Below are 26,042 nucleotides of genomic sequence, written 5' to 3'. Positions count from 1 at the left end.
GACCTCATTCATCTCCAAGCTGGTCGGCCAAGGCCCGATAGTCGGTGCGCAGGGTCGCGTCCAAGATCTCACGGGGAAAATCGCCGGTGATCACGGCATTCCCCAGTCCTTGCAGCAAAACCAGACGCAGGCGGCCATCGAGCACTTTCTTGTCGACGGCCATGTGTTCCATAAAATCTTCCGCCGTCATCTCGGCCGGCGGTACCACGGGCAGGCCAGCCCGGCGCAGCAGGCGGATACCGCGATCGCGCTCGGCGGCGCTCAGCCAACCCAACCGATGCGACATCTCGAGTGCCATCACGGTTCCCGCCCCTACCGCTTCGCCGTGCAACCAGACGCCGTAACCTTGCTGGGTCTCGATCGCGTGACCGAAGGTATGGCCGAGATTCAGCGTGGCACGCACGCCCGACTCGCGCTCGTCGGCGCCCACCACGCGGGCCTTCGCCGCGCAAGAGCGCTCGATGGCCTCGGTGACAACGGTCGGCTCCAGTGCCAGCAAGGCATCCATGTGCGCTTCCAGCCAGGTGATGAACGGTTCGTCGCAAATGAAACCGTACTTGATCACCTCCGCCAGCCCGGCGGACAGCTCGCGGGACGGCAGCGTCTTCAGCGACGCGGTGTCGATGACCACCGCCTGGGGCTGGTAGAACGCACCGATCATGTTCTTGCCCAACGGATGGTTGATCCCGGTCTTGCCGCCCACCGAGGAGTCGACCTGGGACAACAGGGTGGTCGGCACCTGGATGAAGTTGACCCCACGCTGGTAGCAGGCCGCGGCGAAACCGGCCATGTCACCGATGACGCCGCCGCCCAGGGCGATCAGGGTAGTCTTGCGGTCATGCCGCTCCTTCAGCAGGGCATCGAAGATCAGTTGCAGGGTTTCCCACTGCTTGTAGGCCTCGCCGTCGGGCAGCACCACAGAGGTGACCTCGTGGCCTTGCAGTGCCTTGAGCAGGGTTTCCAGATAGAGAGGAGCGACCGTTTCGTTGCTGATCACCGCGACCCGGCGACCGACGATATGCGGCGCGAACCAGCGGGCGTCGCCCAGCAGGTTTTCACCGATGTAAATGGGATAGCTACGCTCGCCTAGATCGACGTGAAGTGTGCGCATGAGGCCCCCAGACAGGAAAGGGCAATAGGATAACGCAATTCGCCGCGCCTCAGCGGGGCGGCAACTTGCGCAGGCGTTCGAGAATTTCCTGGACGACCAGGCGCGGCGGCCTTTCGTCGGTCTCCACCACCACATCGGCGATTTCGCGGTAGAGCGGGTCGCGCAGCGCCATCAGGTCGCGGAGGATCTGTCCCGGGTTGGGCTTCTGCAACAAGGGGCGGTTGCGGTCCCGCGCCGTGCGCGCGATCTGGTGCTCGACCGAGGCATGCAGGTACACAACCCGGCCACCGGCGCGCAGCACCTGGCGGTTACCGTCGCGCATCACCGCCCCGCCGCCGGTGGCGATCACCATGCCGTCGGCGGCGCAGAGTTCGGTGAGCATGGCCTGCTCGCGCTCGCGGAAACCGACCTCGCCCTCGACATCGAAGATCCATGGGATATTCGCGCCGCACCGCTGTTCGATCTCCTTGTCGGAGTCCTTGAACGCGAGATGCAGCTCCTTGGCGAGCAGGCGCCCGATGGTGCTCTTTCCAGCACCCATCGGGCCGACGAGGATCAGGTTGACCACGTTGTTCGATATCAGCGACCGATTGCGATGGCCTGATTATTCATGATCCGCGGTGTCAGGAAAACCAGAAGTTCGTTTTTCACGTCCGAGACCGTATCGCGCCGGAACAGCCGCCCCAGGTAAGGCAGGTCGCCGAGGAACGGCACCTTGTCCACCGACTTGCTCTGGGTGTTGCTGAACACGCCGCCGATGACGATGGTCTCGCCGTCGTTGACCAGGATCTTGGCGTTGACCTCGTTCTTGTTGATCGGCGGTACGCCGTTCAGTGCGCGATCGAAGTCCGGCGCATCCTTGGTCACCTTCACTTCGACGATGATCCGGTTGTCCGGGGTGATCTGCGGGGTCACCTCGAGGGACAGCGCGGCCTCCTTGAACGAGGTGCTGGTAGCGCCGCTGGAGCTGGCCTCCTGGTAGGGTACTTCCTGGCCCTTGAGGATCTTCGCGGTTTCCTTGTCCGAGGTCACGACCTTGGGCTGGGAGACGATCTCGCCGTTGCCGGTCTTTTCCATCGCCGACAGTTGCAGGTCGAGGATGATGTTGTCGGTGATGAAGCCGATGCCGATCCCGGAGGTGGCATCCTTGGCGCCGATGTCGACGAACGGCGACGGCGACTTGCTGGTTCCCGTGGTGGGGAAAGTACAGTTGCCGGCGATCGGGCCGCAGTTCATGCCGTCCTCGTCCTTGATCCCGATATTGCCGTCCTTGCCGTAGCCGTTCCAGTTGCCCTTGTGATAAGCGCCACCCCAGCGCACACCGAGGCTCTTGTCGTAACCGACGTTGGCCTCGACGATGCGTGCCTCGATCATCACCTGGCGCACCGGAATATCCAGCTGCGAAACGATCCGCCGCAGTTCGTCCAGTCGCTCCTGGGGCTGATAGGCGATGATGCTGTTGGTGCGGTCGTCGACGGTGATCGAGCCGCGCCCGCCTTCCTTGCCTTCCTGGCCACCATCGCTGGTCACCGACTGGAACAGCTTGGCGATGTCCGCGGCCTTGGCGTAGTTCACCTGGATCAGTTCCCGACGCAGTGGCGCCAACTCGGCGATCTGCTTCTGCGCTTCCAGCTCCTGGCGCTCACGGGCGGCGATCTCGTCGGCCGGGGCCACCAGCAGCACGTTGCCGAGCTTGCGCTTGTCCAGGCCCTTGGTCTTCAGCACCAGGTCCAGCGCCTGGTCCCACGGCACGTTCTGCAGGCGCAAGGTGATATTGCCCTGCACGGTATCCGAGGCCACCAGGTTCAGGTCGGTGAAGTCGGCGATCAGCTGCAGTACCGAACGCACGTCGATGTCCTGGAAGTTCAGCGACAGTTTCTCGCCGGTATAGGCGAAATTGTCCTTCTTGCGCCGCTCGGCGTCTTCCGTGGTCATCGGCTTGATGCTGACGGTCAGGCGATTGTCGGTCTGGTAGACCAGGTAGTCGTAGAGCCCGCTCGGCTCGATGGTGATGCTGGTACGGTCGGATTGCGCGCTGGCGTTGACGAACTGCACCGGCGTGGCGAAGTCCTTGACGTCCAGGCGAACCCGCAGCGCATCCGGCAGCTGGGTCTTGGCGAAGTCCAGGCGGATCTTGCCGCCCTGTTCTTGAATATCCGGGCTCAAGGTCGGGTCGGACAGGTCGATGACCACGTTGCCCTCGCCCTTTTCGCCACGCTGGAAATCGATGTTGCGGATGGCACGACCCGCCGGCACGTACGGCTTGGGCTTGATCGGCTGGGCATAGCTGGCCGGAGCCGGGCTTGCCTTGACCGGAGCGGCGGAAGCGACGCTGGCGCCGGCCGGCGAATTGCCGACCACCACGAAGAGGTTGTTGCCTTCCACCCGGGTGGTGTAGGACGACAGCGCGGTCAGGTTGATGATCAACCGTGTGCGATCCTTCGCCTCGACCACCGTGACGCTGCGCGTATTGCCCACGCTCAGCTCGCGATTCTTGGTGCCGAGTTTGTTCTGCACCCCCGGCAGATCGAGGGCGATTCGCGCCGGCTGCTCGATGGTATAGCCACGCGGCGCGGCGACGGGCTCGTCGAACTGCAGCTTTAGCTCGACCCGGTCGCCAGGCAGTGCCGCCACGTCGAGTTTCTCCAGGTCCGCGGCGAGCAATGCCGGCGCGAACATGGCGGCCAGCAAAGCGATCCCGAGGCGCGAGAGGCCACTGTTCATCGTCCGACTCCGTTGTACAGACTGCTGTTGGTTATGCATGTTTTTCCCCGCCCTCAGGAGCGTTCCTTGAGAGTCAGGCTGCGCGGACGCTCCAGCCAGTTCCCCTCTCCGTCAGGAACGATTTCGATCACGTCTATTTTTCCTTCGCTGATGCCGACGACCTTGCCGTCGTTGCGCCCCAGGTAGTCCCCGACCCTCACCCGGTGCACGCCACCCGCGCCCTTCACCAGGGCGAAGGTGCCCTGGGCGTTGGACAGGGTGCCGACCATCTCGAAGGTCTCGATGTTGAAGCCTTCCAGGAACTGCTTGACCCGCGTCTCATCGGGCTTGATCACCTTGTTGCCCTTCTGCCGCACGGTCAGGTCGATCTTCACCGGCGGCTGGAACGGGCTGCGTAGCGACGCGGCGCTATAGGTGAAGGCCTCGTACGGCTGGAACTTCGGCAACGGCTCGATGGTACCCTTGGGTCGGGCGCGAACCTCGTCCATGTAGGACTGCAGGTCGGCGAAATCGGAACCGCCACCGCATCCGGCCAGGCTGGCGAGCAGCAGGCTGCTCAGAATCAGGCGGGCTCTCATTTCTTCAGCCCCTTGTCGTTGTAGCGATAGGTCTTGGCCAGGATGCTCATGCGCAGCTTGGACGTGCTGCCGGGCGCGACCGGCTTGATCTCGAAGTCATGCAGGGTGACGATCCGCGGCAGGCTGGACACGCCGCTGACGAAGGTCGCCAGGTCGTGGTAGCCGCCGACCACGCTGATCTGGATCGGCAGCTCGATGTAGAACTGCTGGGCAACCTCGGGGAGCAGCTTGATTTCCTCGAACTCCAGGCCGCTGCCCAGGCCGGTACGAGTGATGTCCTCGAGCAGCCCGGGTACCTCGGTGTCGCTGGGCAACTGCCGCAGCAAGGCGCCGAAGGACTCTTCCATCTCCTTCATCTGTGCCTTGTAGGCTTCCAGGTTCGCGGCCTGGAAGGCCTTGGTGGAGAACTGCTGCTTGAGCGTCTCCTCTTCCGCGGCCTGCTGTTCGAGCTGAGCCTGCATGTCACTCAGATGGAAGTTGTAGCCCAGCGCCAGGACCGCCGCGGTCAGCAGCACGCAGACGATGACCTTGACCGCCGCCGGCCAGGAACCGATGTTGTTCAGGTCGAGATCGTTGATATCGATCTTGCGCAGACTTTCCAGGGAACTGGCCAGACTCATTTCTTGGCTCCTTGCGCAACCCCATGCTTCGCCTTGGCGTCTTCCTCGCCGGGCTGCGTCTGCTGCACGGTCAGTTGGAACACGTTGGCCTGGTCCACCGCGCCCTGGGTCACCGCCTTGACCTCGTTCAGGGTCGGGGCGGTCAGCCACTCGGACGCGTCCATGTTGCGCATGAGATTGGAAACGCGGTTGTTGGACTCGGCCGCGCCGGCGATGGCGATGTTCTTGCCGGTCATCTTCAGGTCGGTGAAATACACGCCGTCGGGCAAGGTCCGCACGAGCTGGTCGAACACCCGTCCGATGATGGGACGGTTGCCCTGCAGGTCCTGGATGATCTTCATCCGCTCGAGCAATTGCTGGCGCCGCGACTTCAGTTCGCTGATTTCCTTGATCCGGGCGTCGAGTACGACGATTTCCTTGCGCAGGAAGTCGTTGCGGGCGTTCTGGTTCTCGATGGCCGCGGTGAAGTACTGGTCGCCAAGGAATACCAGCGCCGCCGATGCCACCAGGACGCCGCCAAGAATCACTAGGAACTGCTGCTTGCGCTGCTCGCGCAGCTCTTCGCGCCAGGGTAGAAGGTTGATCCGTGCCATCAGTCGAAACTCCTCAACGCCAGGCCGCAGGCGATCATCAACGCCGGAGCGTCGCTGGCCAGGGCGCCGGCATTCACCTTGCCGTTCAGCGCCATGTCGGCGAACGGGTTGGCGACCAGGGTCGGGGTGCCGATCTTCTGCTGGATCAACCGATCGAGATCCTGGATAGACGCCGTACCGCCCGCCAGGACGATGTAGTCGACGTCGTTGAACTGTCCGGCGGCGAAGAAGAACTGCAGCGAGCGGGAAACCTGCTGCACCACGGCGTCCTTGAACGGACGCAGAACTTCGCTGTCGTAGTCATCCGGAAGACCGCCCTGCTTCTTGGCGAGACCGGCTTCCTCCACCGAGAGTCCGTAACGCCGCTGGATCTCCTCGGTGAGCTGGCGACCGCCGAACAGCTGTTCGCGGGTATAGATGGTGCGTCCGTTGTGCAGGACGCTCAGGGTGGTCATGGTCGCGCCGATGTCCACTACCGCCACGGTCAACTGGTCGGTGTCGGCACCCAGCTGGCTGCTCAGCAGCGCATAGGAGCGCTCCAGCGCGTAGGCCTCGACATCGACCACCTTGGCGGTCAGGCCGGCCAGCGCCAGGGCCGCTTCGCGAACCTCGACGTTCTCTTTCCGACAGGCGGCCAGGAGTACGTCCACGCGCTCGGGATTGCGCGCGGAGAGCCCCTGGACCTCGAAGTCGATGGCGACTTCCTCCAGCGGATAGGGGATGTACTGGTCGGCCTCGATCTTCAGCTGGTTTTCCAGTTCATCCTCGGAAAGCCCGGCCTCCATCTCGATGGTCTTGGTGATCACCGCCGAACCGGCGACGGCGACCACGGCCGACTTCAGGTTGGTTTTCGCCTTGACCAGCACCCGTGACAACGCCTGGCCGACCCCTTCCAGCTCGACGATGTTCTTTTCCACGACTGCATTCGGCGGAAGCGGCTCGACGGCATAGGCCTCCACTTTGTAGCGGCCTCCGGAGCGGCTCAACTCAAGGAGCTTTACCGAGGTCGAGCTGATGTCGATCCCCAGCAAGGTGTTCGCTTTCTTCTTTATGAGCCCTAGCACGACCAATTCCCTATTAGCGTTCAATACTTACGAACGATTCTTCTTTTTTCACATTAGATACCAGAGCCGAAGGCCAGGCAAATGGCTAGGTCACAGAAAAATTGCTTATAATGTGAACAGCTTTTGCCTTTTTCCTGTCCTATTCGCTTAACTCTTTCTTTTTCCTGGAAATCCGAATCTACCCATGCGCCTGCTGAAGTTCCTGTGGTGGACTTGCGTCACCCTGATTTGTGGAGTGCTGCTCAGTTTCAGCGGCGCCTATCTCTATCTGAGTCCCAGCCTGCCCTCGGTGGAAGCTCTGCGTAACGTCCAGCTGCAGATCCCCCTCAAGGTCTACAGCGAGGACGGCAAGCTGATCTCCGAGTTCGGCGAGATGCGCCGGACGCCGATCCGCTTCGCCAACATCCCGCAGGACTTCATCCATGCCCTGCTGTCCGCCGAGGACGACAATTTCGCCAACCATTATGGCGTCGATGTGAAAAGCCTAATGCGCGCCGCCGCGCAATTATTGAAAAGCGGTCACATCCAGACTGGCGGCAGCACCATCACCATGCAGGTAGCGAAGAACTACTTCCTTACCAATGAAAGAAGCTTCTCGCGAAAGATCAATGAAATCCTCCTGGCCCTGCAGATCGAGCGACAGCTGACCAAGGACGAGATCCTCGAGCTCTACGTCAACAAGATCTACCTGGGCAACCGTGCCTATGGCATCGAGGCTGCCGCACAGGTCTATTACGGCAAGCCGATCAAAGACTTGAGCCTGGCCGAGATGGCGATGATCGCCGGCCTGCCGAAAGCGCCCTCGCGCTACAACCCGCTGGTCAACCCGACCCGCAGCACGGAACGGCGCAACTGGATCCTCGAGCGCATGCTCAAGCTCGGCTTCATCGACCAGCAACGCTACCAGGCCGCCGTCGAGGAGCCGATCAACGCCTCCTACCACGTGCAGACCCCCGAACTGAATGCGCCCTACATCGCCGAGATGGCCCGTGCCGAGATGGTCGGCCGCTACGGCAGCGAGGCCTATACCGAGGGCTACAAGGTCATCACCACGGTCCGCAGCGACCTGCAGAACGCCGCCAGCCAATCGGTCCGCGACGGCCTCATCGACTATGACCAGCGCCACGGCTACCGCGGCCCGGAGACCCGCCTACCGGGCCAGACCCGCGACGCCTGGCTCAAGCACCTGGGCCAGCAACGCAGCATCGGCGGCCTGGAGCCGGCGATCGTCACCCAGGTGGAAAAGAGCGGGATCATGGTGATGACCCGCGACGGCAAGGAAGAAGCCGTGACCTGGGATAGCATGAAATGGGCACGCCCCTTCCTCAGCAACAACAGCATGGGCCCGATGCCGCGCCAGCCCGCCGACGTGGCCCAGGCCGGCGACCAGATCCGCGTGCAGCGCCAGGAAGACGGCACCCTGCGCTTCGTACAGATTCCCGCCGCACAGAGCGCGCTGATCTCCCTGGACCCGAAGGACGGGGCGATCCGCTCGCTGGTCGGCGGCTTCTCCTTCGAGCAGAGCAACTACAACCGCGCGATCCAAGCCAAGCGCCAGCCGGGCTCCAGTTTCAAGCCGTTCATCTACAGCGCGGCCCTGGACAACGGTTTCACCGCCGCCAGCCTGGTCAACGATGCGCCGATCGTGTTCGTCGACGAGTACCTGGACAAGGTCTGGCGACCGAAGAACGACACCAACACCTTCCTCGGCCCGATCCCGCTGCGCGAAGCCCTGTACAAGTCCCGCAACATGGTCTCGATCCGCGTCCTGCAGGGCCTGGGCATCGAGCGGGCGATCAGCTACATCACCAAGTTCGGCTTCCAGCGCGACGAACTGCCGCGCAACTTCTCCCTGGCCCTGGGTACCGCGACAGTCACACCGATGGAAATCGCCGGCGCCTGGAGCGTATTCGCCAACGGCGGCTACAAGGTCAATCCGTACGTCATCGAACGCATCGAGAGCCGCGACGGACAGGTGCTGTACCAGGCCAATCCGCCCCGCGTACCGGTGGAAGAACAGGTCGCTGCGCCGGATGCGGAAGACGCCGGGAATCCTGGCGACCCCGAGCATCCGGAGAGCGCCGAAGGCGAAGGTTCGATCGAAGCCCAGCAAGTCGCCGCCAAGGCCCAGACCACCTTCGAGCCGACCCCGGCCGAACGGATCATCGATGCCCGTACCGCCTATATCATGACCAGCATGCTGCAGGACGTGATCAAGCGCGGTACCGGGCGCCGCGCCCTGGCGCTGAAGCGCACCGACCTGGCCGGCAAGACCGGCACCACCAACGATTCCAAGGATGGCTGGTTCTCCGGCTACAACTCCGACTACGTGACCAGCGTCTGGGTCGGCTTCGACCAGCCGGAGACCCTGGGTCGCCGCGAGTACGGCGGTACCGTCGCGCTGCCGATCTGGATCAGGTACATGGGCTTCGCCCTCAAGGACAAGCCGATGCACACCATGGCCGAGCCGCCAGGCATCGTCAGCCTGCGCATCGACCCGGTGACCGGCCGTTCGGCCGCGCCGGGCACTCCCGGCGCCTATTTCGAGATGTTCAAGAACGAGGACACCCCGCCCTCGGTCAACGAACTGCCGCCGGGCAGCTTCCCTGGCAGCCCGCTGCCGGATGACGAAGGCGCGCCGATCGACCTGTTCTGAACCGGCGCCTGCGCTTCGTTGACGACGACGGAACGCGAGGCGCAGGCAAAAAGAAACCCCGCCAAGGCGGGGTTTCTTTTTATCTTATCCGGCGGATCGATCAGCCGTTGAAGACTTCGTCCACCGATTTCAGCGGATAGTTCTTCGGATACGGCAGGGTAGCCACGCCGGTCTCGATGGCAGCCTTGGCCATGGCATCGGAGACCACGGTGATCAGGCGCTTGTCCATCGGCTTCGGAATGATGTACTCGCGGCCGAATTCCAGCTTGTCCACGCCATAGGCGGCGCAGACGTCCTCCGGGACCGGCTGCTTGGCCAGGTCGCGCAGGGCCAGGGCGGCGGCGATCTTCATCTCTTCGTTGATGCGCGTGGCACGTACGTCCAGGGCACCGCGGAAGATGAAGGGGAAACCGAGCACGTTGTTGACCTGGTTCGGATAGTCGGAACGTCCGGTAGCCATGATCACGTCGTTGCGGGTGGCATGGGCCAGTTCCGGCTTGATCTCCGGGTCCGGGTTCGAGCAGGCGAACACGATCGGGTTCGGCGCCATGCGCTTGAGGTCTTCCGGCTCCAGCAGGTTGGCGCCGGACAGGCCGACGAACACGTCGGCGCCCTCCAGGGCGTCGGCCAGGGTACGCTTGTCGGTCTCGGTGGCGAACACCGACTTGTACTGGTTCAGATCGTCGCGACCGGCGTGGATCACGCCCTTGCGGTCGATCATGTAGATGTTCTCGACCTTGGCGCCCATGCTCACCAGCAGCTTCATGCAGGAGATGGCGGCAGCGCCGGCGCCGAGGCAGACGATCTTCGCTTCTTCCAGCTTCTTGCCGGCCAGTTCCAGCGCGTTGAGCATGCCCGCCGCGGTCACGATGGCGGTGCCGTGCTGGTCATCGTGGAACACCGGGATGTCGCACTGTTCGATCAGCGCGCGCTCGATCTCGAAACACTCGGGAGCCTTGATGTCCTCGAGGTTGATACCGCCGAAGGTGATGGAAATACGCTTGACGGTATCGATGAAAGCCTGCGGGCTCTCGGCGTCGACCTCGATGTCGAACACGTCGATGCCGGCGAAGCGCTTGAACAGCACACCCTTGCCTTCCATCACCGGCTTGGAGGCCAGCGGGCCGAGGTTACCCAGGCCGAGAATCGCGGTGCCGTCGGAAATCACTGCCACCAGGTTGCCCTTGCCGGTGTACTGGTAGGCCAGCTCGGCATCGCGGGCGATTTCACGCACCGGCTCGGCGACACCCGGGCTGTAGGCCAGGGACAGGTCCCGGGCGGTAGCGGTGGGTTTGGTCAGCTCGACACTCAGTTTTCCCGGACGGGGTTGTGCGTGATATTCGAGGGCAGCGGTTTTAAGATCGGACATTTGGGCACTTCCGCTTTATTGCTTGTTGGACAGACGGGGCGACCGAGCATACGCAAGAAGACGACGCCCCACAAGATCGTCAGGACCCGGCTGTCAAGACCTCTAGCGTACGACTTTAAGCCAATCGCCCGGACGGGGTTCACCGCTCGGATAAAGGTCATTCAGCAGACGCAGACGAGCCACGGAGTCACTCAATGACCCCTCGCCGCCAGCCGCCAATTGCTCCAGCGTCTGCCCCGCCTTGACCTGCACCAGATGCAGGCGTCGCGGCTGCGCCAGGGCCCGCTCCTTGTCGCGCAGCGGACGGAAGCTGCGGATCACGCTGAGGAAGCGGTCGTCCTGGGTCTCCAGGGAACCGACCTTGACCACGCCGACGAACAGGTAGGCGCGGTCGCCCTGGTAGATCACAGCAACCCGTCGCGCTGGGTTGCCTGGCACCACCGCCGTGTAGCCGTTCAGCCCGGCCTGCTTCAGCGACTCTTCCTGGGCCAGCCGTTGCCCGGCGTTCTTGCGCAGGAACTCCGCGGGCGTCAGGCGGGAATCATGGGGCACCAGCTTCATGCCGATGAACGACTGCTCGTCCGCCGGATAGCCAAGCAGGGCGCTGGGCTGGTTGAGGATCTTCCAGCCCGCCGGATAGCTCAGGGTGAAGTCCAGCTCGGCATGGTAGAAGTTCTGCCCGCGACGCACACCGGCCGATGCCGAGTCGCCGAACGGCATGCCTTCCAGATGGCGAAGAAAGACCTCGCGCCCCACTTCCTGCTGTCCGTTGGCCAGCTGCCGGGCCGGGCCGACCACTTCCTGCAGGCGCCGGTCGTTGTCCGGATGGGTATCGAACAACCCGTGGTAGCCGCCGGCCTGTACCGCCTGGCCATTACGCGCGGCCTCTTCGCGAGCGAAGTCCTCCTGGTTCTTCAGCACCCGCACCACCTGGATCATCGCCGTCGGATCGTAGCCGGCGCGGGCCAGGTACTGGGCGCCGAGACCATCGGCCTCCAGTTCCATGTCACGCCCGTAGCCGCGGACGAAGGCCGTGCCGAGCACGTTGGCCAGGTCGCCGGCGGCGCCGACCCCGGTGCCGATCGCCACCGCCTGGCCAAGGATGTTCCAGGCGCTGGCCTGGCTCTGCTGGCGCACGCTGTGGCGCGCCGTGACATGGCCGACCTCATGACCGAGCACCGCGGCCAGTTCGGCCTCGGAGCCAAGGTAGGCGATCAGTCCGCGATGGATATAGATGTAGCCGCCCGGCAGGGCGAAGGCGTTGATGTCCGGCGAATCGATGACGGTGAAATGATATTGCAGGTTGCTGCGGTGGCTGCTGCGGGCGACCCGCTCGCCTACCCGTTGCACGTAGGCCTGGAGCTTTTCATCGTTGTAGCGGGGGAACTGCTTGAGGATTTCCTGGTTGTAGCGAGCGCCCATGCCGAGTTCCTGCTGCTCGCTCATCATCACGAAATCGCTCTTGCCGGTGGCCGGGTTCACCGCGCAGCCGCCCAGCGCGCCGACTCCCAGCAACAGCAGCAGGAGCCAGGCGGTCTTCATGGCAACCATTCCAGCATCGCCGGATCGGTCACCGACATCTGCCAGCGCGCCTTGCCGGCCGGCACAGCGCCACGGCGGGAACGATCGACCACCCAGCCACGCACTTCCAGCGAACGTCCCGCCATCTGCATCACCCGTTTCGCATCGAACGCCTTGAGCACCTTCGGCTCGATCCGCAGGACCAGCGGACCGTCCATCTCCAGCCAGATACCGCCCCGGTTGCGTTCGACCTCGAGCACTCGCCCGCGGACCACGGCGAAGCCGCTCTGCGCCAGTCGATCGAGCGAAAGCACCGGCGAACGCTTCCATACACCCAGATTAGCCGAACGCGCGGCACGTTCCGCCGCTTGCTGACAGGCCGTCAGCTCGGTGTTCGGCGCGACCGCCACCAGGTAGCCCAGGCCCTCGCCGAGCAGGCGCGCCTCGAGGTTGGCGCCGCTGGCATCGAACAGGTGCGCCAGGGTCCGCCCGTAGTGATCGCGGGGCTGGCGGCCCGGCTGCAGGGCGAGACGCCCGTCGCTGGCCGATACCAGCGCCTGCAGCCGCTGCTTCGCGGCTTCGGCGAAGGGCTCGGTGGTGCGGCCGTTGTGCGCCAGTTCAGGTGCATTGATACCGATCAGCCGCACGCTGCGGCCATCGCGCAGGCGCACGGTATCGCCGTCCACCACCCGCGCCACCTCGACGTTCTGCAAGGCACCGGTAGGCCGGCAGGCCTCCGCCGCACCGGCGAAGGCGGAAACCACGGACATGAAAAAGGCGCCCACCAGGGACGCCTTTCTCGGTACAGCGACAAGTAGCATTGCGCGCGTTCGCGGCAAGCGGCTTACTTGGTGGCGCCGAATACGCCGAAACGCTGCTTGAAGCGGTCGATACGGCCGCCGGTGTCCAGCACCTTCTGCTTGCCGGTGTAGAACGGGTGGCATTCGGAGCACACGTCCAGGTGGATCGGCTTGCACAGGGTGGAACGGGTCTTGATGACGTTACCGCAGCTGCAGGTAGCTTCGATAGCTTCGTAAGTCGGATGGATGTCCGCTTTCATGATTCAATCCTCGAGGCGTTGTGTGCCGCCACCCAGCGCGTTTACCAGGCACCGCACGTAATTAAGGGCGTGGATCATACCAGACCGATTCATCTATGCAAGCGACCCCGCCCGCCGGTCGTCTGCTAACATCGCCGGCCCAGTCCTCGTTTCCTTCATCCCCGGAAGCCGCTGAGTGTCAGACCTGATCCTACGCCTAGCCCTGCCTTCGCCACTCCGCCGCCTGTTCGACTACCGCGCGCCCCGCGGCATTCCGCGCAGCGCCCTACAGCCGGGGATTCGCCTGCTGCTGCCGTTCGGGCGCCGGGAGCTGGTTGGCGTTCTGATAGAGGTGACGGACCGTTCCGAAGTACCCGAAGACAAGCTCAAGCCTGCCCTCAGGGTACTCGACGCCAAGCCGCCGATGCCGGCGCACCTGCTCGAACTCTGTCGCTGGACCGCCCAGTACTACCAGCACAGCCTCGGCGACACCCTGTCCTGGGCGCTGCCCAACCTGTTGCGCCAGGGCGAGCCGGCCGAGGCGCGCCAGCAGCGCTTCTGGCATGCCACCGCGCAATCCAGCCTCGACGATCCGCGCCTGGCCCGAGCGCCGCGCCAGCGCCAGGCCCTGGCGATTCTCAAGCAGCATCCGCACGGGGTTTCCCATGAGTTGCTGAACCAATTGGAAATAAACAAGGACAGCCTCGACCTGCTCAAGGAAAAAGGCCTGGTCGAACTGGAGGTGCGGCGCCACAGCACCCCGCCGCGCGAAGGCGGCTGGCTGGCCCAGGCGGAGTTGCCGCTGAACCCCGAGCAGCGCGCCGCCTTCGAAGCGGTTCGCGCCAGCCACGGCGGTTTCCATTGCTTCCTGCTGGCCGGGGTCACCGGCAGCGGCAAGACCGAGGTCTACCTGCAACTGATCCGCGAAACCCTGGCCGCAGGCCGCCAGGCCCTGGTGCTGATTCCCGAGATCAACCTGGGCCCGCAGACCCTGGCGCGTTTCGAACGCCGCTTCAACGCGCGCATCGCCCTGCTGCATTCGGCCCTGACCGACCGCGAGCGCCTCGACGCCTGGCTCGCCGCCCGGGATGGCGAGGCCGACATCGTCATCGGCACCCGCTCGGCACTGTTCACGCCGCTGAAGCGGCCGGGACTGATCATCGTCGACGAGGAACACGACGCCTCCTATAAACAGCAGGACGGCCTGCGCTACCACGCCCGCGACCTGGCACTGGTACGCGCGCGCCTGGAGAACGTGCCGATCCTGCTCGGTTCGGCCACGCCCGCCCTGGAAAGCCTGCACAACGCCCAGGCCGGCCGCTACGGCCTACTGCGCCTGACCCAGCGCGCCGGTGGCGCGCACCCGCCGAAGTTCATCCGCCTCGACGTGAAGAGCATGCCGCTCGACGCCGGCCTTTCCCGTCCGCTGCAACAGGCCATCGGCGATACCCTGGCGGCCGGCCAGCAGGTCCTGGTGTTCCTCAACCGCCGCGGCTTCGCTCCGACCCTGCTTTGCCACGACTGCGGCTGGATCAGCCAATGCCCGCGCTGCGACGCGCGGATGACCGTGCACCAGGGCAGCGGCGAGTTGCGCTGCCACCACTGCGACCACCGCCAGCGGCCGCCGATGAACTGCCCGCAATGCGGCAAGCTCGACCTGCGTCCGCTAGGCGCCGGCACCGAGCGCGCCGAGGAACGCCTGCGGATTCTCTTCCCGAACCATCCGGTGCTGCGCATCGACCGCGACAGCACCTCGCGCAAGCACGCCATGCGCGACCTCTTCGCCACCATCAACAGCGGTGAGCCATGCATCCTGGTCGGCACCCAGATGCTCGCCAAGGGGCACCACTTCCCACGGGTCACCCTGGTGGCGATCCTCGATGCCGATGGCGGCCTGTTTTCCGCCGACTTCCGCGCCAGCGAACGCATGGCCCAGCAGATCGTCCAGGTCGCCGGCCGCGCAGGACGCGCCGAGGAGCCCGGGCGGGTACTGATCCAGACCCACCTGGCCGATCACCCGCTGCTGGTCCAGCTCACCGAGGACGGCTACTTCGCCTTTGCCGAACAGGCCCTCAGCGAACGCCGCGCCGCCGGCCTGCCGCCCTTCGCCCACCTCGCCCTGCTGCGCGCCGAAGCGCACAAGCCGGGCCAGGCGGAAGCCTTCCTCGACAGCGCCTGCAGTGCCGCCGAGCAATTGCTCGAGCAGATGGGCGGACCGGAGGTGGAACTGCTCGGGCCGGTGCCCGCGCCCATGGAGCGGCGTGCCGGCAAGCACCGCGCGCAACTGCTGCTGCAGTGCATGAGCCGGGCGCCGCTGCATCGCCTGCTGACGCCCTGGCTGCAGAGCCTCGAACAGTTGCCCGGCGGGCGCCAGGTGCGCTGGTCGCTCGATATCGATCCGATCGACCTGTTCTGAGCGCCTTCCAGGAAGACGCCCCGCTTGACTGGGGTCAGCCGGAATCCGCGATGTCCGGCGCAAACTGTCGGCTAATCGCCGCAACGGTTGGCAACGCCTGTCCGCCCACGGATAATGCGCGGTTCTGAGCCTCGACCGGCCACCCCGCGCACATCGCGGGGAGTGAACTTCGGAGCGCCGCATCCGCCGGCCCTTCCCCTGCCCGACCGTCGCGCGCCGCCCCTCTGCCCGCGAGCACGGAGAGAACGATGAAAGACACGATTCGCCAGCTGATCCAGCAAGCCCTCGACCAACTGACCGCGGACGGCACCCTGCCCGCCGGCCTGACCCCGGACATCCAGGTGGAGAACACCAAGGACCGTAGCCACGGCGATTTCGCCAGCAACATCGCCATGATGCTGGCCAAGCCGGCCGGGATGAAGCCGCGCGACCTGGCCGCCAGGCTGGTCGAGGCAATCCCCGCCCACGAGCAACTGGCCAAGGTGGAGATCGCCGGCCCCGGCTTCCTCAACTTCTTCCAGGATCACGTCTGGCTCGCCGCCAGCCTCGACCGCGCCCTCGCCGACGAACGTCTCGGCGTGCGCAAGGCAGGCCCGGCGCAGCGCGTGGTGATCGACCTGTCCTCGCCGAACCTGGCCAAGGAAATGCACGTCGGCCACCTGCGCTCGACCATCATCGGCGACGCCGTCGCGCGCGTCCTCGAGTTCCTCGGCGACACGGTGATCCGGCAGAACCACGTCGGCGACTGGGGCACCCAGTTCGGCATGCTGCTCGCCTACCTGGAAGAGCAACCGGTCGACGCCGAGGCCGAGCTGCACGACCTGGAGGTCTTCTACCGCGCGGCGAAGAAACGCTTCGACGAGTCTCCCGAATTCGCCGACCGCGCCCGCGAACTGGTGGTCAAGCTGCAGGCCGGCGACCCCGACTGCCTGCGCCTGTGGACCCGCTTCAACGAGATTTCCCTGTCGCACTGCCAGAAGGTCTACGACCGTCTCGGCGTGAAGCTGAGCATGGCCGACGTCATGGGCGAGAGCGCCTACAACGACGACCTCGCCCAGGTGGTCGCCGACCTGACCGCCAAGGGCCTGCTCACCGAAGACAACGGCGCGTTGTGCGTCTTCCTCGAAGAGTTCAGGAACGCCGAGGGCAATCCACTCCCGGTGATCGTGCAGAAGGCCGGCGGCGGCTACCTCTACGCCACCACCGACCTCGCCGCCATGCGTTATCGGCACAACGTGCTGCACGCCGACCGCGTGCTGTACTTCGTCGACCAGCGCCAGGCCCTGCACTTCCAGCAGGTCTTCGAAGTGGCGCGGCGCGCCGGTTTCGTTCCGGCCGGCATGGAGCTGGAGCACATGGGCTTCGGTACCATGAACGGCGCCGACGGCCGTCCGTTCAAGACCCGCGACGGCGGTACGGTGAAGCTGATCGACCTGCTGGAAGAGGCCGAGAGCCGCGCCTATGCGCTGGTCAAGGAACGCAACGAGCAGCGCGCCGAGCGTGGCGAGGAGCCGTTCGACGAGGTCCAGCTGCGCGAGATCGGCCGGGTGGTGGGGATCGACTCGGTGAAGTACGCCGACCTGTCCAAGCACCGCACCAGCGACTACAGCTTCAACTTCGAACTGATGCTCAGCTTCGAAGGCAACACCGCACCCTACCTGCTCTACGCCTGCACCCGCGTGGCCAGCGTCTTCCGCAAGCTCGGCCAGGGCCGCGAGCAACTGGGCGGGAAGATCGTCCTCGAGCAGCCCCAGGAGCTGGCCCTGGCCGCACAACTGGCGCAGTTCGGCGACCTGATCAACAACGTCGCGCTCAAGGGCGTGCCGCACCTGCTCTGCGCCTACCTGTACGAGTTGGCCGGGCTGTTCTCCAGTTTCTACGAGCACTGCCCGATCCTCACCGCCGAGGACCCGGCGCAGAAGGACAGCCGCCTGCGTCTCGCCGCGCTGACCGGCCGTACCCTGGAACAGGGCCTGGAGCTGCTCGGTCTGAAGACTCTGGAACGCATGTAATCGAACCCGCCCGAACAGGAGTCCGGGAACCCCCATGGCAAAGAAGAAACCCGCCCCCAAGCGCGGCGCCAGCCGCTACCAGGCGCCCGCCGCGAAGAACGGCGTTCCCGGCTGGGTCTGGCTGGTCGCCGGCCTGGCCATCGGCGGCTTCATCATGTTCCTGATGAAGCTCGAACCCGGGCGCAAGGACGTCCAGCGCGAACGCCCGGACGCCCAGCGCCCGGCCGCCGTGCAGGGCAAGCAGCCGCAGCAGAACGGCCAGGCCCAGCAGCCCGCGCAAACGCAGACGCCGGCCCAGGCCAAGCCGAAGTACGAGTTCTACACCCTGCTGCCGGAGTCCGAGGTCGTGGTGCCGCCGGAAGCGGTACCGGAGAAGGCCCCGCCGCCGCCCACCCCCGCCGAGCTGGCCAAGGCCGACGAAGCGCGGGCCAAGGCCGCACTCGCCGGGCAGGTGCCACCGCCGCTGCCGAAAGCGGTGGTCGCCGCCAGCACGCAGTTCTTCCTGCAGGCCGGCTCGTTCCGCAAGCAGTCCGACGCCGACCGCGTGCGCGCGCAGATCATCCTGCTCGGGCAGTCGGTGAACGTCGAGGCCGGCAACGTCCGCGACGAGACCTGGTACCGGGTGATGGTCGGCCCGTTCAACAGCCGCGACCAGTTGTCCCAGGCGCAGAAGACACTGTCCTCCAACGGCTTCAGCAACCTGCTGTTACAGCAACGCAAGGCCCGCTGAACGCGGGCCACGCCGTGCGTTCCGACGCACGGCGGTGCGTGCGGTTGAAAAGCCGCGGATCGCCCCTATATCTCCCAGCATTCCGGGCATTCGGCCCCGCAGTGTGGAGATTTCCCCCTTGACCACCATCGTATCTGTCCGCCGCAACGGCAAAGTCGTCATGGGCGGCGACGGCCAGGTTTCCCTGGGCAACACCGTGATGAAAGGCAACGCCAAGAAGGTCCGGCGCCTGTATCACGGTCAGGTACTGGCCGGTTTCGCCGGCGCCACCGCCGATGCCTTCACCCTGTTCGAGCGCTTCGAGCAGCAACTGGAGAAACACCAGGGGCACCTGGTCCGCGCCGCCGTCGAACTGGCCAAGGACTGGCGCACCGACCGCTCCCTGAGCCGCCTCGAAGCCATGCTCGCGGTCGCCAACAAGGATGCCTCGCTGATCATCACCGGCAACGGCGACGTGGTCGAACCCGAACACGGCCTGATCGCCATGGGCTCCGGCGGCGGCTTCGCCCAGGCCGCGGCCCTGGCCCTGCTGCAGCACAACGCCGAGCTGAGCGCTCGGGAAGTCGCCGAGACCGCGCTGAACATCGCCGGCTCGATCTGCGTCTTCACCAACCAGAACCTGACCATCGAGGAGCTGGACAGCGCCGTCTGAAGCGCTCGTCCCCCGCTGGAGTAAACGAATGTCCATGACGCCCCGCGAGATCGTCCACGAACTCAACCGCCACATCATCGGCCAGGACGACGCCAAGCGCGCCGTCGCCATCGCCCTGCGCAACCGCTGGCGACGCATGCAACTGCCGGCCGAGCTGCGCACCGAGGTCACGCCGAAGAACATCCTCATGATCGGCCCCACCGGCGTCGGCAAGACCGAGATCGCCCGCCGCCTGGCGCGCCTGGCGAACGCGCCGTTCATCAAGGTCGAGGCGACCAAGTTCACCGAGGTCGGCTATGTCGGACGCGACGTCGAGTCGATCATCCGCGATCTCGCCGACGCCGCGGTGAAGATGCTCCGCGAACAGGAGATCCAGAAGGTCAAGTATCGCGCCGAGGACGCCGCCGAAGAGCGCATCCTCGATGCCCTGCTGCCGGCCGCGCGTCCCGCCATGGGCTTCGGCGACGAGCCGGCACGCGAGGACAGCAACACCCGCCAGTTGTTCCGCAAGCGCCTGCGCGAAGGCCAGCTGGACGACAAGGAAATCGACATCGAGGTGGCCGACAACCCGGCCGGCGTGGAGATCATGGCCCCGCCCGGCATGGAGGAGATGACCAACCAGTTGCAGAACCTGTTCTCCGGCATGAGCAAGGGCAAGAAGAAGACCCGCAAGCTGAAGGTCGCCGAGGCCCTGAAGCTGATCCGCGACGAAGAGGCGGTGCGCCTGGTCAACGAGGAAGAGCTCAAGGCACGCGCCCTGGAGGCGGTCGAGCAGCACGGCATCGTCTTCATCGACGAGATCGACAAGATCGCCAAGCGCGCCAACGCCGGCGGCGCCGACGTCTCCCGCGAGGGCGTACAGCGCGACCTGCTGCCACTGATCGAGGGCTGCACGGTGAACACCAAGCTGGGCATGGTCAAGACCGACCACATCCTGTTCATCGCCTCCGGCGCCTTCCACCTGAGCAAGCCGAGCGACCTGGTTCCCGAGCTGCAGGGCCGCCTGCCGATCCGCGTGGAGCTCAAGGCCCTCAGCCCGAACGATTTCGAGCGCATCCTCACCGAGCCGCATGCCTCGCTCACCGAGCAGTACCGCGAGCTGCTGAAGACCGAGGGACTGGCCATCGAGTTCGCCGAGGACGGCATCAAGCGCCTTGCCGAGATCGCCTGGCAGGTCAACGAGAAGACCGAGAACATCGGTGCCCGCCGCCTGCATACGCTGCTTGAGCGGCTGCTGGAGGAGGTCTCGTTCAGCGCAGCCGACCTGGCCAGCGAGCATAGCGACAAGCCGATCCTGATCGATGCCGGCTACGTCAACAGCCACCTCGGCGAGCTGGCCGAGGACGAGGACCTGTCCCGCTACATCCTTTGACCACCGCCGCCGCCACGGCCAGCACCGTGGCGGCGGGCCGCGCGGTCCCGAACCGGGGTATCCTTGTACTCCGCCCTTCCGCGAGTCCGATGCGATGCGTATCCCTTCCGCCATCCAGCTGCACAAAGCCTCGAAGACCCTGACCCTGCGCTACGGCGAGGACAGCTACGACCTGCCCGCCGAGTTCCTCCGCGTGCATTCGCCCTCGGCCGAGGTCCAGGGCCACGGCAACCCGGTATTGCAGTACGGCAAGCTGAACGTCGGCCTGGTCGGCGTCGAACCCGCCGGCCAGTACGCACTGAAGCTGAGCTTCGACGACGGCCACGACAGCGGCCTGTTCACCTGGGACTACCTGTACGAGCTGGCGACCCGCAAGGAACAGCTGTGGGCCGACTACCTGACGGAGCTGGCCAGCGCCGGCAAGTCGCGCGACCCCGACGAGTCGGTCGTCAAGCTGATGCTCTGAAGCGCCGGGCCGAGTGCCCCTTCGCGGCACACGGCATCCAGGCGATTTTTCCCCGCTGCCCCGAACGAGGGCACGTCATTTGCAACATTCGCCCCGCAGACTGCCAGACCAGACATCCGGTCGGCGCGGTCGCCACGGCGAATGTCCTACCCTGCACGGCAGCAACGCTCTAGTCCGCAGGTCGGCCGCTCGCCGGGCCAGCCACGCCGGCCACCGATGCTTCTGCCAGCTTGCACGCCAGCGGAAACTCGCGTAACCAAGACGGTGCAGCCCCTTGTCCGGGTTCCCTTCCCTGACGTGCGTCCGCCCCGCCCTGAAACGTGCGGGTGGGCTGGTAGTCGAGCAGTAGCCGGCCGGACACCTGGTCCCCGGTTTCGTTGCGGTCCCCTGTTTCGCCTCGAACAATGGAGCGTTGCCGATGAGTCAAAAGAACAATAACGAGCTTCCCAAGCAAGCCGCAGAAAACACGCTGAACCTGAATCCGGTGATCGGCATCCGGGGCAAGGACCTGCTCACCTCCGCGCGCATGGTCCTGCTCCAGGCGGTGCGCCAGCCACTGCACAGCGCCAGGCACGTGGCGCATTTCAGCCTGGAGCTGAAGAACGTCCTGCTCGGCCAGTCGGAGCTGCGCCCAGGCGACGACGACCGGCGCTTTTCCGACCCGGCCTGGAGCCAGAATCCGCTGTACAAGCGCTACATGCAGACCTACCTGGCCTGGCGCAAGGAACTGCACAGCTGGATCAGCCACAGCGACCTGTCGCCGCAAGACATCAGTCGTGGCCAGTTCGTCATCAACCTGCTGACCGAGGCGATGTCGCCGACCAACAGCCTGAGCAACCCGGCGGCGGTCAAGCGCTTCTTCGAGACCGGCGGCAAGAGCCTGCTGGACGGCCTCGGCCACCTGGCCAAGGACCTGGTGAACAACGGCGGGATGCCGAGCCAGGTGGACATGGACGCCTTCGAGGTGGGCAAGAACCTGGCCACCACCGAGGGCGCCGTGGTGTTCCGCAACGACGTGCTGGAACTGATCCAGTACCGGCCGATCACCGAGTCGGTGCACGAACGCCCGCTGCTGGTGGTGCCGCCGCAGATCAACAAGTTCTACGTCTTCGACCTGTCGCCGGACAAGAGCCTGGCGCGCTTCTGCCTGCGCAACGGCGTGCAGACCTTCATCGTCAGCTGGCGCAACCCGACCAAGTCGCAGCGCGAATGGGGCCTGACCACCTATATCGAGGCGCTCAAGGAGGCCATCGAGGTAGTCCTGTCGATCACCGGCAGCAAGGACCTCAACCTCCTCGGCGCCTGCTCCGGCGGGATCACCACCGCGACCCTGGTCGGCCACTACGTCGCCAGCGGCGAGAAGAAGGTCAACGCCTTCACCCAGCTGGTCAGCGTGCTCGACTTCGAACTGAATACCCAGGTCGCGCTGTTCGCCGACGAGAAGACCCTGGAGGCCGCCAAGCGTCGCTCCTACCAGTCCGGCGTGCTGGAGGGCAAGGACATGGCCAAGGTGTTCGCCTGGATGCGCCCCAACGACCTGATCTGGAACTACTGGGTCAACAACTACCTGCTCGGCAGGCAGCCGCCGGCGTTCGACATCCTCTACTGGAACAACGACACCACACGCCTGCCCGCCGCGCTGCACGGCGAGTTCGTCGAACTGTTCAAGAGCAACCCGCTGAACCGCCCCGGCGCCCTGGAGGTCTCCGGCACGCCCATCGACCTGAAGCAGGTGACTTGCGACTTCTACTGTGTCGCCGGTCTGAACGACCACATCACCCCCTGGGAGTCGTGCTACAAGTCGGCCAGGCTGCTGGGCGGCAAGTGCGAGTTCATCCTCTCCAACAGCGGCCACATCCAGAGCATCCTCAACCCACCGGGCAACCCCAAGGCACGCTTCATGACCAATCCGGAACTGCCCGCCGAGCCCAAGGCCTGGCTGGAACAGGCCGGCAAGCACGCCGATTCGTGGTGGCTGCACTGGCAGCAATGGCTGGCCGAACGCTCCGGCAAGACCCGCAAGGCGCCCGCCAGCCTGGGCAACAAGACCTATCCGGCCGGCGAAGCCGCGCCCGGAACCTACGTGCATGAACGATGAAAAGCGACCAGCCTGAAGAACTGCCGCAGGAGCGATCCGCGGCCTCCGCCGACGAAACCCCGCCAGCGCCTCCGGTGCGGCCCCGCGCCGCGCGGAAGCCGGCCAGGCCCCGTATCGCCGAGCCCGCGGCTGCGCCGCCGAGGACCCCGAGCATGCCCCAGCCCTTCGTCTTCCGGACCATCGACCTCGACGGCCAGACCATCCGCACCGCAGTGCGGCCGGGCAAGGAAGGAAGCACTCCGCTGCTGATCTTCAACGGCATAGGCGCCAACCTGGAACTGGTATTTCCCTTCGTCCAGGCGCTCGACCCGGAACTGGAGGTGATCGCCTTCGACGTTCCCGGCGTCGGCGGTTCCTCGACGCCCAGCGTGCCCTACCGCTTTCCCGGCCTGGCCAAGCTGGCGGCGCGGATGCTCGACTACCTGGACTACGGCCAGGTCAACGCGATCGGCGTGTCCTGGGGCGGCGCGCTGGCCCAGCAGTTCGCCCACGACTATCCGGAACGCTGCAAGAAGCTGATCCTCGCCGCCACTTCGGCTGGCGCGGTGATGGTGCCGGGCAAGCCGAAGGTACTGATGCGCATGGCCAGCCCGCGGCGCTACATCCAGCCCTCCTATGGCGTACACATCGCCCCGGACATCTACGGCGGGGCCTTCCGCCGCGACCCCAAGCTGGCCATGGCGCATGCCAGCAAGGTGCGTTCGTCGGGCAAGCTGGGCTACTACTGGCAACTGTTCGCCGGGCTCGGCTGGACCAGCATCCACTGGCTGCATCGGATCCGCCAGCCGACCCTGGTGCTGGCCGGCGACGACGACCCGATCATCCCGCTGATCAACATGCGTGTGCTGGCCTGGCGCATTCCCAACGCCGAACTGCACGTGATCGACGACGGCCACCTGTTCCTGGTGACCCGCGCCGAATCGGTGGCGCCGATCATCATGAAGTTCCTCGCCGAGGAGCGCCGCCGCGCCGTCATGCACCCTCGTCCGTTCCTGCCCAAGACCGGCTGAACTGCTGCGCGGGCAACACCAGGGCAGCAGACACTGCTTCGTCATGGTGCAGGTGCATAGTCAATGTTCCGCAACGGCGCATGGCGCCTGGCTTCGCCGCGACAGCGCAAGCTCTGCGACGCCCCTCCCGGCGTTGTGGTACAGCGCTTGCTGCCCCACTGTCGGGCGGCATCCTCCCTGTTCAGGCAGGTGTGCGGTTCTGCCCCGGGTGAAACGGAATTCACAGGCTATAACTGAGTATTCCGAGCCAGGGGACTATCGCCCATGGCATCCAGACTGTGGTCCTACGACGGAGTGTGGTCCATGCGAGAAAAACAGGAATCGGGTAGCGTGCCGGTGCCCGCCGAGTTCATGAGTGCGCAGAGCGCCATCGTCGGCCTGCGCGGCAAGGACCTGCTGACGACGGTCCGCAGCCTGGCCGTCCACGGCCTGCGCCAGCCGCTGCACAGTGCGCGGCACCTGGTCGCCTTCGGAGGCCAGTTGGGCAAGGTGCTGCTGGGCGACACCCTGCACCAGCCGAACCCTCAGGACGCCCGTTTCCAGGATCCATCCTGGCGCCTCAATCCCTTCTACCGGCGCACCCTGCAGGCCTACCTGGCGTGGCAGAAGCAACTGCTCGCCTGGATCGACGAAAGCAACCTGGACTGCGACGATCGCGCCCGCGCCCGCTTCCTCGTCGCCTTGCTCTCCGACGCCGTGGCACCCAGCAACAGCCTGATCAATCCACTGGCGGTAAAGGAACTGTTCAATACCGGCGGGATCAGCCTGCTCAATGGCGTCCGCCACCTGCTCGAAGACCTGGTGCACAACGGCGGCATGCCCAGCCAAGTGAACAAGACCGCCTTCGAGATCGGCCGCAACCTCGCCACCACGCAAGGCGCGGTAGTGTTCCGCAACGAGGTGCTGGAACTGATCCAGTACAAGCCGCTGGGCGAGCGCCAGTACGCCAAGCCCCTGCTGATCGTGCCGCCGCAGATCAACAAGTACTACATCTTCGACCTGTCGCCGGAAAAGAGCTTCGTCCAGTACGCCCTGAAGAACAACCTGCAGGTCTTCGTCATCAGTTGGCGCAACCCCGACGCCCAGCACCGCGAATGGGGCCTGAGCACCTATGTCGAGGCCCTCGACCAAGCCATCGAGGTCAGCCGCGAGATCACCGGCAGCCGCAGCGTGAACCTGGCCGGCGCCTGCGCCGGCGGGCTCACCGTGGCCGCCTTGCTCGGCCACCTCCAGGTGCGCCGGCAACTGCGCAAGGTCAGTAGCGTCACCTACCTGGTCAGCCTGCTCGACAGCCAGATGGAAAGCCCGGCGATGCTCTTCGCCGACGAGCAGACCCTGGAGAGCAGCAAGCGCCGCTCCTACCAGCATGGCGTGCTGGACGGGCGCGACATGGCCAAGGTGTTCGCCTGGATGCGCCCCAACGACCTGATCTGGAACTACTGGGTCAACAACTACCTGCTCGGCAGGCAGCCGCCGGCGTTCGACATCCTCTACTGGAACAACGACAACACGCGGCTGCCCGCGGCGTTCCACGGCGAACTGCTCGACCTGTTCAAGCACAACCCGCTGACCCGCCCGGGCGCGCTGGAAGTCAGCGGGACCGCGGTGGACCTGGGCAAGGTGGCGATCGACAGCTTCCACGTCGCCGGCATCACCGACCACATCACGCCCTGGGACGCGGTCTATCGCTCGGCCCTCCTGCTGGGCGGCCAGCGCCGCTTCATCCTGTCCAACAGCGGGCACATCCAGAGCATCCTCAACCCTCCCGGAAACCCCAAGGCCTGCTACTTCGAGAACGACAAGCTGAGCAGCGATCCACGCGCCTGGTACTACGACGCCAAGCGCGAAGAGGGCAGTTGGTGGCCGGTCTGGCTGGGCTGGCTGCAGGAGCGCTCGGGCGAGCTGGGCGACCCTGACTTCAACCTTGGCAGCGCCACGCATCCGCCCCTCGAAGCAGCCCCGGGCACCTACGTGCATATACGCTGAAAGACCCGGCCCGGGCGCCTGGAGC

General features: G+C 65.4%; 21 protein-coding genes. 10 read left to right on the top strand and 11 right to left on the bottom strand.

The window, feature by feature from the left end:
- Positions 1–4 precede the first annotated feature (4 nt).
- From aroB to pilM, 7 genes are read right to left on the bottom strand one after another with little or no spacing between them, the layout of a single operon-like run.
- Complete coding sequence (aroB, locus tag HMPREF2924_RS01190) at positions 5–1,111, bottom strand: 3-dehydroquinate synthase (protein ID WP_003135765.1); 1,107 nt, start codon at positions 1,109–1,111, stop codon at positions 5–7.
- 49 nt (positions 1,112–1,160) lie between these two features.
- Positions 1,161–1,679: a shikimate kinase AroK gene (aroK, locus tag HMPREF2924_RS01185; protein WP_003095833.1), complete on the bottom strand. Its 519-nt coding sequence runs from the start codon at positions 1,677–1,679 to the stop codon at positions 1,161–1,163.
- 11 nt (positions 1,680–1,690) lie between these two features.
- Complete coding sequence (pilQ, locus tag HMPREF2924_RS01180; protein WP_003135767.1) at positions 1,691–3,835, bottom strand: type 4a pilus secretin PilQ; 2,145 nt, start codon at positions 3,833–3,835, stop codon at positions 1,691–1,693.
- A 53-nt stretch (positions 3,836–3,888) separates the two neighbouring features.
- The gene (pilP, locus tag HMPREF2924_RS01175; RefSeq protein WP_003095836.1) at positions 3,889–4,413 is read right to left on the bottom strand and encodes a type 4a pilus biogenesis lipoprotein PilP; all 525 of its coding nucleotides are present in this window, start codon (positions 4,411–4,413) and stop codon (positions 3,889–3,891) included.
- A complete protein-coding gene (pilO, locus tag HMPREF2924_RS01170) occupies positions 4,410–5,033 on the bottom strand; it encodes a type 4a pilus biogenesis protein PilO (RefSeq protein ID WP_003103268.1) in 624 nt (207 codons plus the stop codon). The genes pilP and pilO overlap by 4 nt, the downstream gene beginning before the upstream one ends.
- Positions 5,030–5,626, bottom strand: coding sequence for a type 4a pilus biogenesis protein PilN (gene pilN, locus HMPREF2924_RS01165; protein WP_003095839.1), 597 nt, complete (start codon positions 5,624–5,626; stop codon positions 5,030–5,032). Before pilN ends, pilO begins: the two co-directional genes overlap by 4 nt.
- Positions 5,626–6,690, bottom strand: coding sequence for a type IV pilus assembly protein PilM (gene pilM, locus HMPREF2924_RS01160; RefSeq protein WP_003110888.1), 1,065 nt, complete (start codon positions 6,688–6,690; stop codon positions 5,626–5,628). The genes pilN and pilM overlap by 1 nt, the downstream gene beginning before the upstream one ends.
- Before the next feature lie 184 nt (positions 6,691–6,874).
- On the opposite strand from pilM, the gene HMPREF2924_RS01155 reads away from it, so the two are divergent.
- A complete protein-coding gene (locus HMPREF2924_RS01155) occupies positions 6,875–9,346 on the top strand; it encodes a penicillin-binding protein 1A (protein WP_003135771.1) in 2,472 nt (823 codons plus the stop codon).
- A 100-nt stretch (positions 9,347–9,446) separates the two neighbouring features.
- Here HMPREF2924_RS01155 and HMPREF2924_RS01150 read toward each other — a convergent pair whose 3' ends face one another.
- The 4 genes from HMPREF2924_RS01150 to rpmE all read right to left on the bottom strand — a co-directional run bounded on the left by HMPREF2924_RS01150 (position 9,447) and on the right by rpmE (position 13,296).
- The gene (locus tag HMPREF2924_RS01150) at positions 9,447–10,715 is read right to left on the bottom strand and encodes a malic enzyme-like NAD(P)-binding protein (RefSeq protein WP_070700317.1); all 1,269 of its coding nucleotides are present in this window, start codon (positions 10,713–10,715) and stop codon (positions 9,447–9,449) included.
- Between the two features lie 102 nt (positions 10,716–10,817).
- Entirely contained in the window at positions 10,818–12,257 is a 1,440-nt protein-coding gene (locus HMPREF2924_RS01145) for a M48 family metalloprotease (RefSeq protein WP_003095844.1), read from the bottom strand.
- Positions 12,254–13,021, bottom strand: coding sequence for a thermonuclease family protein (locus HMPREF2924_RS01140; protein WP_003110890.1), 768 nt, complete (start codon positions 13,019–13,021; stop codon positions 12,254–12,256). Before HMPREF2924_RS01140 ends, HMPREF2924_RS01145 begins: the two co-directional genes overlap by 4 nt.
- A 59-nt stretch (positions 13,022–13,080) precedes the next feature.
- On the bottom strand, positions 13,081–13,296 hold the full coding sequence (rpmE, locus tag HMPREF2924_RS01135) for a 50S ribosomal protein L31 (RefSeq protein ID WP_003095846.1): 216 nt from the start codon (positions 13,294–13,296) through the stop codon (positions 13,081–13,083).
- A gap of 175 nt (positions 13,297–13,471) precedes the next feature.
- Here rpmE and HMPREF2924_RS01130 point away from each other — a divergent pair, with 175 nt between their 5' ends.
- From HMPREF2924_RS01130 to phaC (HMPREF2924_RS01090), 9 genes are all read left to right on the top strand, one after another.
- Positions 13,472–15,691, top strand: a complete 2,220-nt coding sequence (locus HMPREF2924_RS01130) for a primosomal protein N' (RefSeq protein ID WP_003095847.1) — start codon at positions 13,472–13,474, stop codon at positions 15,689–15,691.
- 248 nt (positions 15,692–15,939) lie between these two features.
- Positions 15,940–17,703, top strand: coding sequence for an arginine--tRNA ligase (gene argS / locus HMPREF2924_RS01125; RefSeq protein WP_003135774.1), 1,764 nt, complete (start codon positions 15,940–15,942; stop codon positions 17,701–17,703).
- Positions 17,704–17,737: 34 nt separating this feature from the next.
- Complete coding sequence (locus HMPREF2924_RS01120; protein WP_003095850.1) at positions 17,738–18,433, top strand: SPOR domain-containing protein; 696 nt, start codon at positions 17,738–17,740, stop codon at positions 18,431–18,433.
- A gap of 118 nt (positions 18,434–18,551) precedes the next feature.
- Positions 18,552–19,085, top strand: coding sequence for an ATP-dependent protease subunit HslV (hslV, locus tag HMPREF2924_RS01115; protein WP_003095852.1), 534 nt, complete (start codon positions 18,552–18,554; stop codon positions 19,083–19,085).
- A gap of 28 nt (positions 19,086–19,113) precedes the next feature.
- Complete coding sequence (gene hslU, locus HMPREF2924_RS01110) at positions 19,114–20,457, top strand: ATP-dependent protease ATPase subunit HslU (RefSeq protein ID WP_003135777.1); 1,344 nt, start codon at positions 19,114–19,116, stop codon at positions 20,455–20,457.
- Positions 20,458–20,551: 94 nt separating this feature from the next.
- Complete coding sequence (locus HMPREF2924_RS01105) at positions 20,552–20,923, top strand: gamma-butyrobetaine hydroxylase family protein (RefSeq protein ID WP_003135779.1); 372 nt, start codon at positions 20,552–20,554, stop codon at positions 20,921–20,923.
- A 418-nt stretch (positions 20,924–21,341) separates the two neighbouring features.
- Positions 21,342–23,021 (top strand): class II poly(R)-hydroxyalkanoic acid synthase, encoded by a 1,680-nt coding sequence (gene phaC, locus HMPREF2924_RS01100; protein WP_049330776.1) that lies wholly within the window; start codon positions 21,342–21,344, stop codon positions 23,019–23,021.
- A 152-nt stretch (positions 23,022–23,173) separates the two neighbouring features.
- Positions 23,174–24,031, top strand: coding sequence for a poly(3-hydroxyalkanoate) depolymerase (phaZ, locus tag HMPREF2924_RS01095; protein ID WP_003095866.1), 858 nt, complete (start codon positions 23,174–23,176; stop codon positions 24,029–24,031).
- 303 nt (positions 24,032–24,334) lie between these two features.
- Positions 24,335–26,017, top strand: coding sequence for a class II poly(R)-hydroxyalkanoic acid synthase (gene phaC / locus HMPREF2924_RS01090; RefSeq protein WP_003095871.1), 1,683 nt, complete (start codon positions 24,335–24,337; stop codon positions 26,015–26,017).
- The last annotated feature ends 25 nt before the right edge of the window (positions 26,018–26,042 follow it).

Source organism: Pseudomonas sp. HMSC063H08, from assembly GCF_001813645.1.
GTDB lineage: Bacteria > Pseudomonadota > Gammaproteobacteria > Pseudomonadales > Pseudomonadaceae > Pseudomonas > Pseudomonas aeruginosa.
The sequence above is the reverse complement of the archived record's forward strand: the minus strand, read 5'-3'. Positions and strand labels throughout refer to the sequence as shown.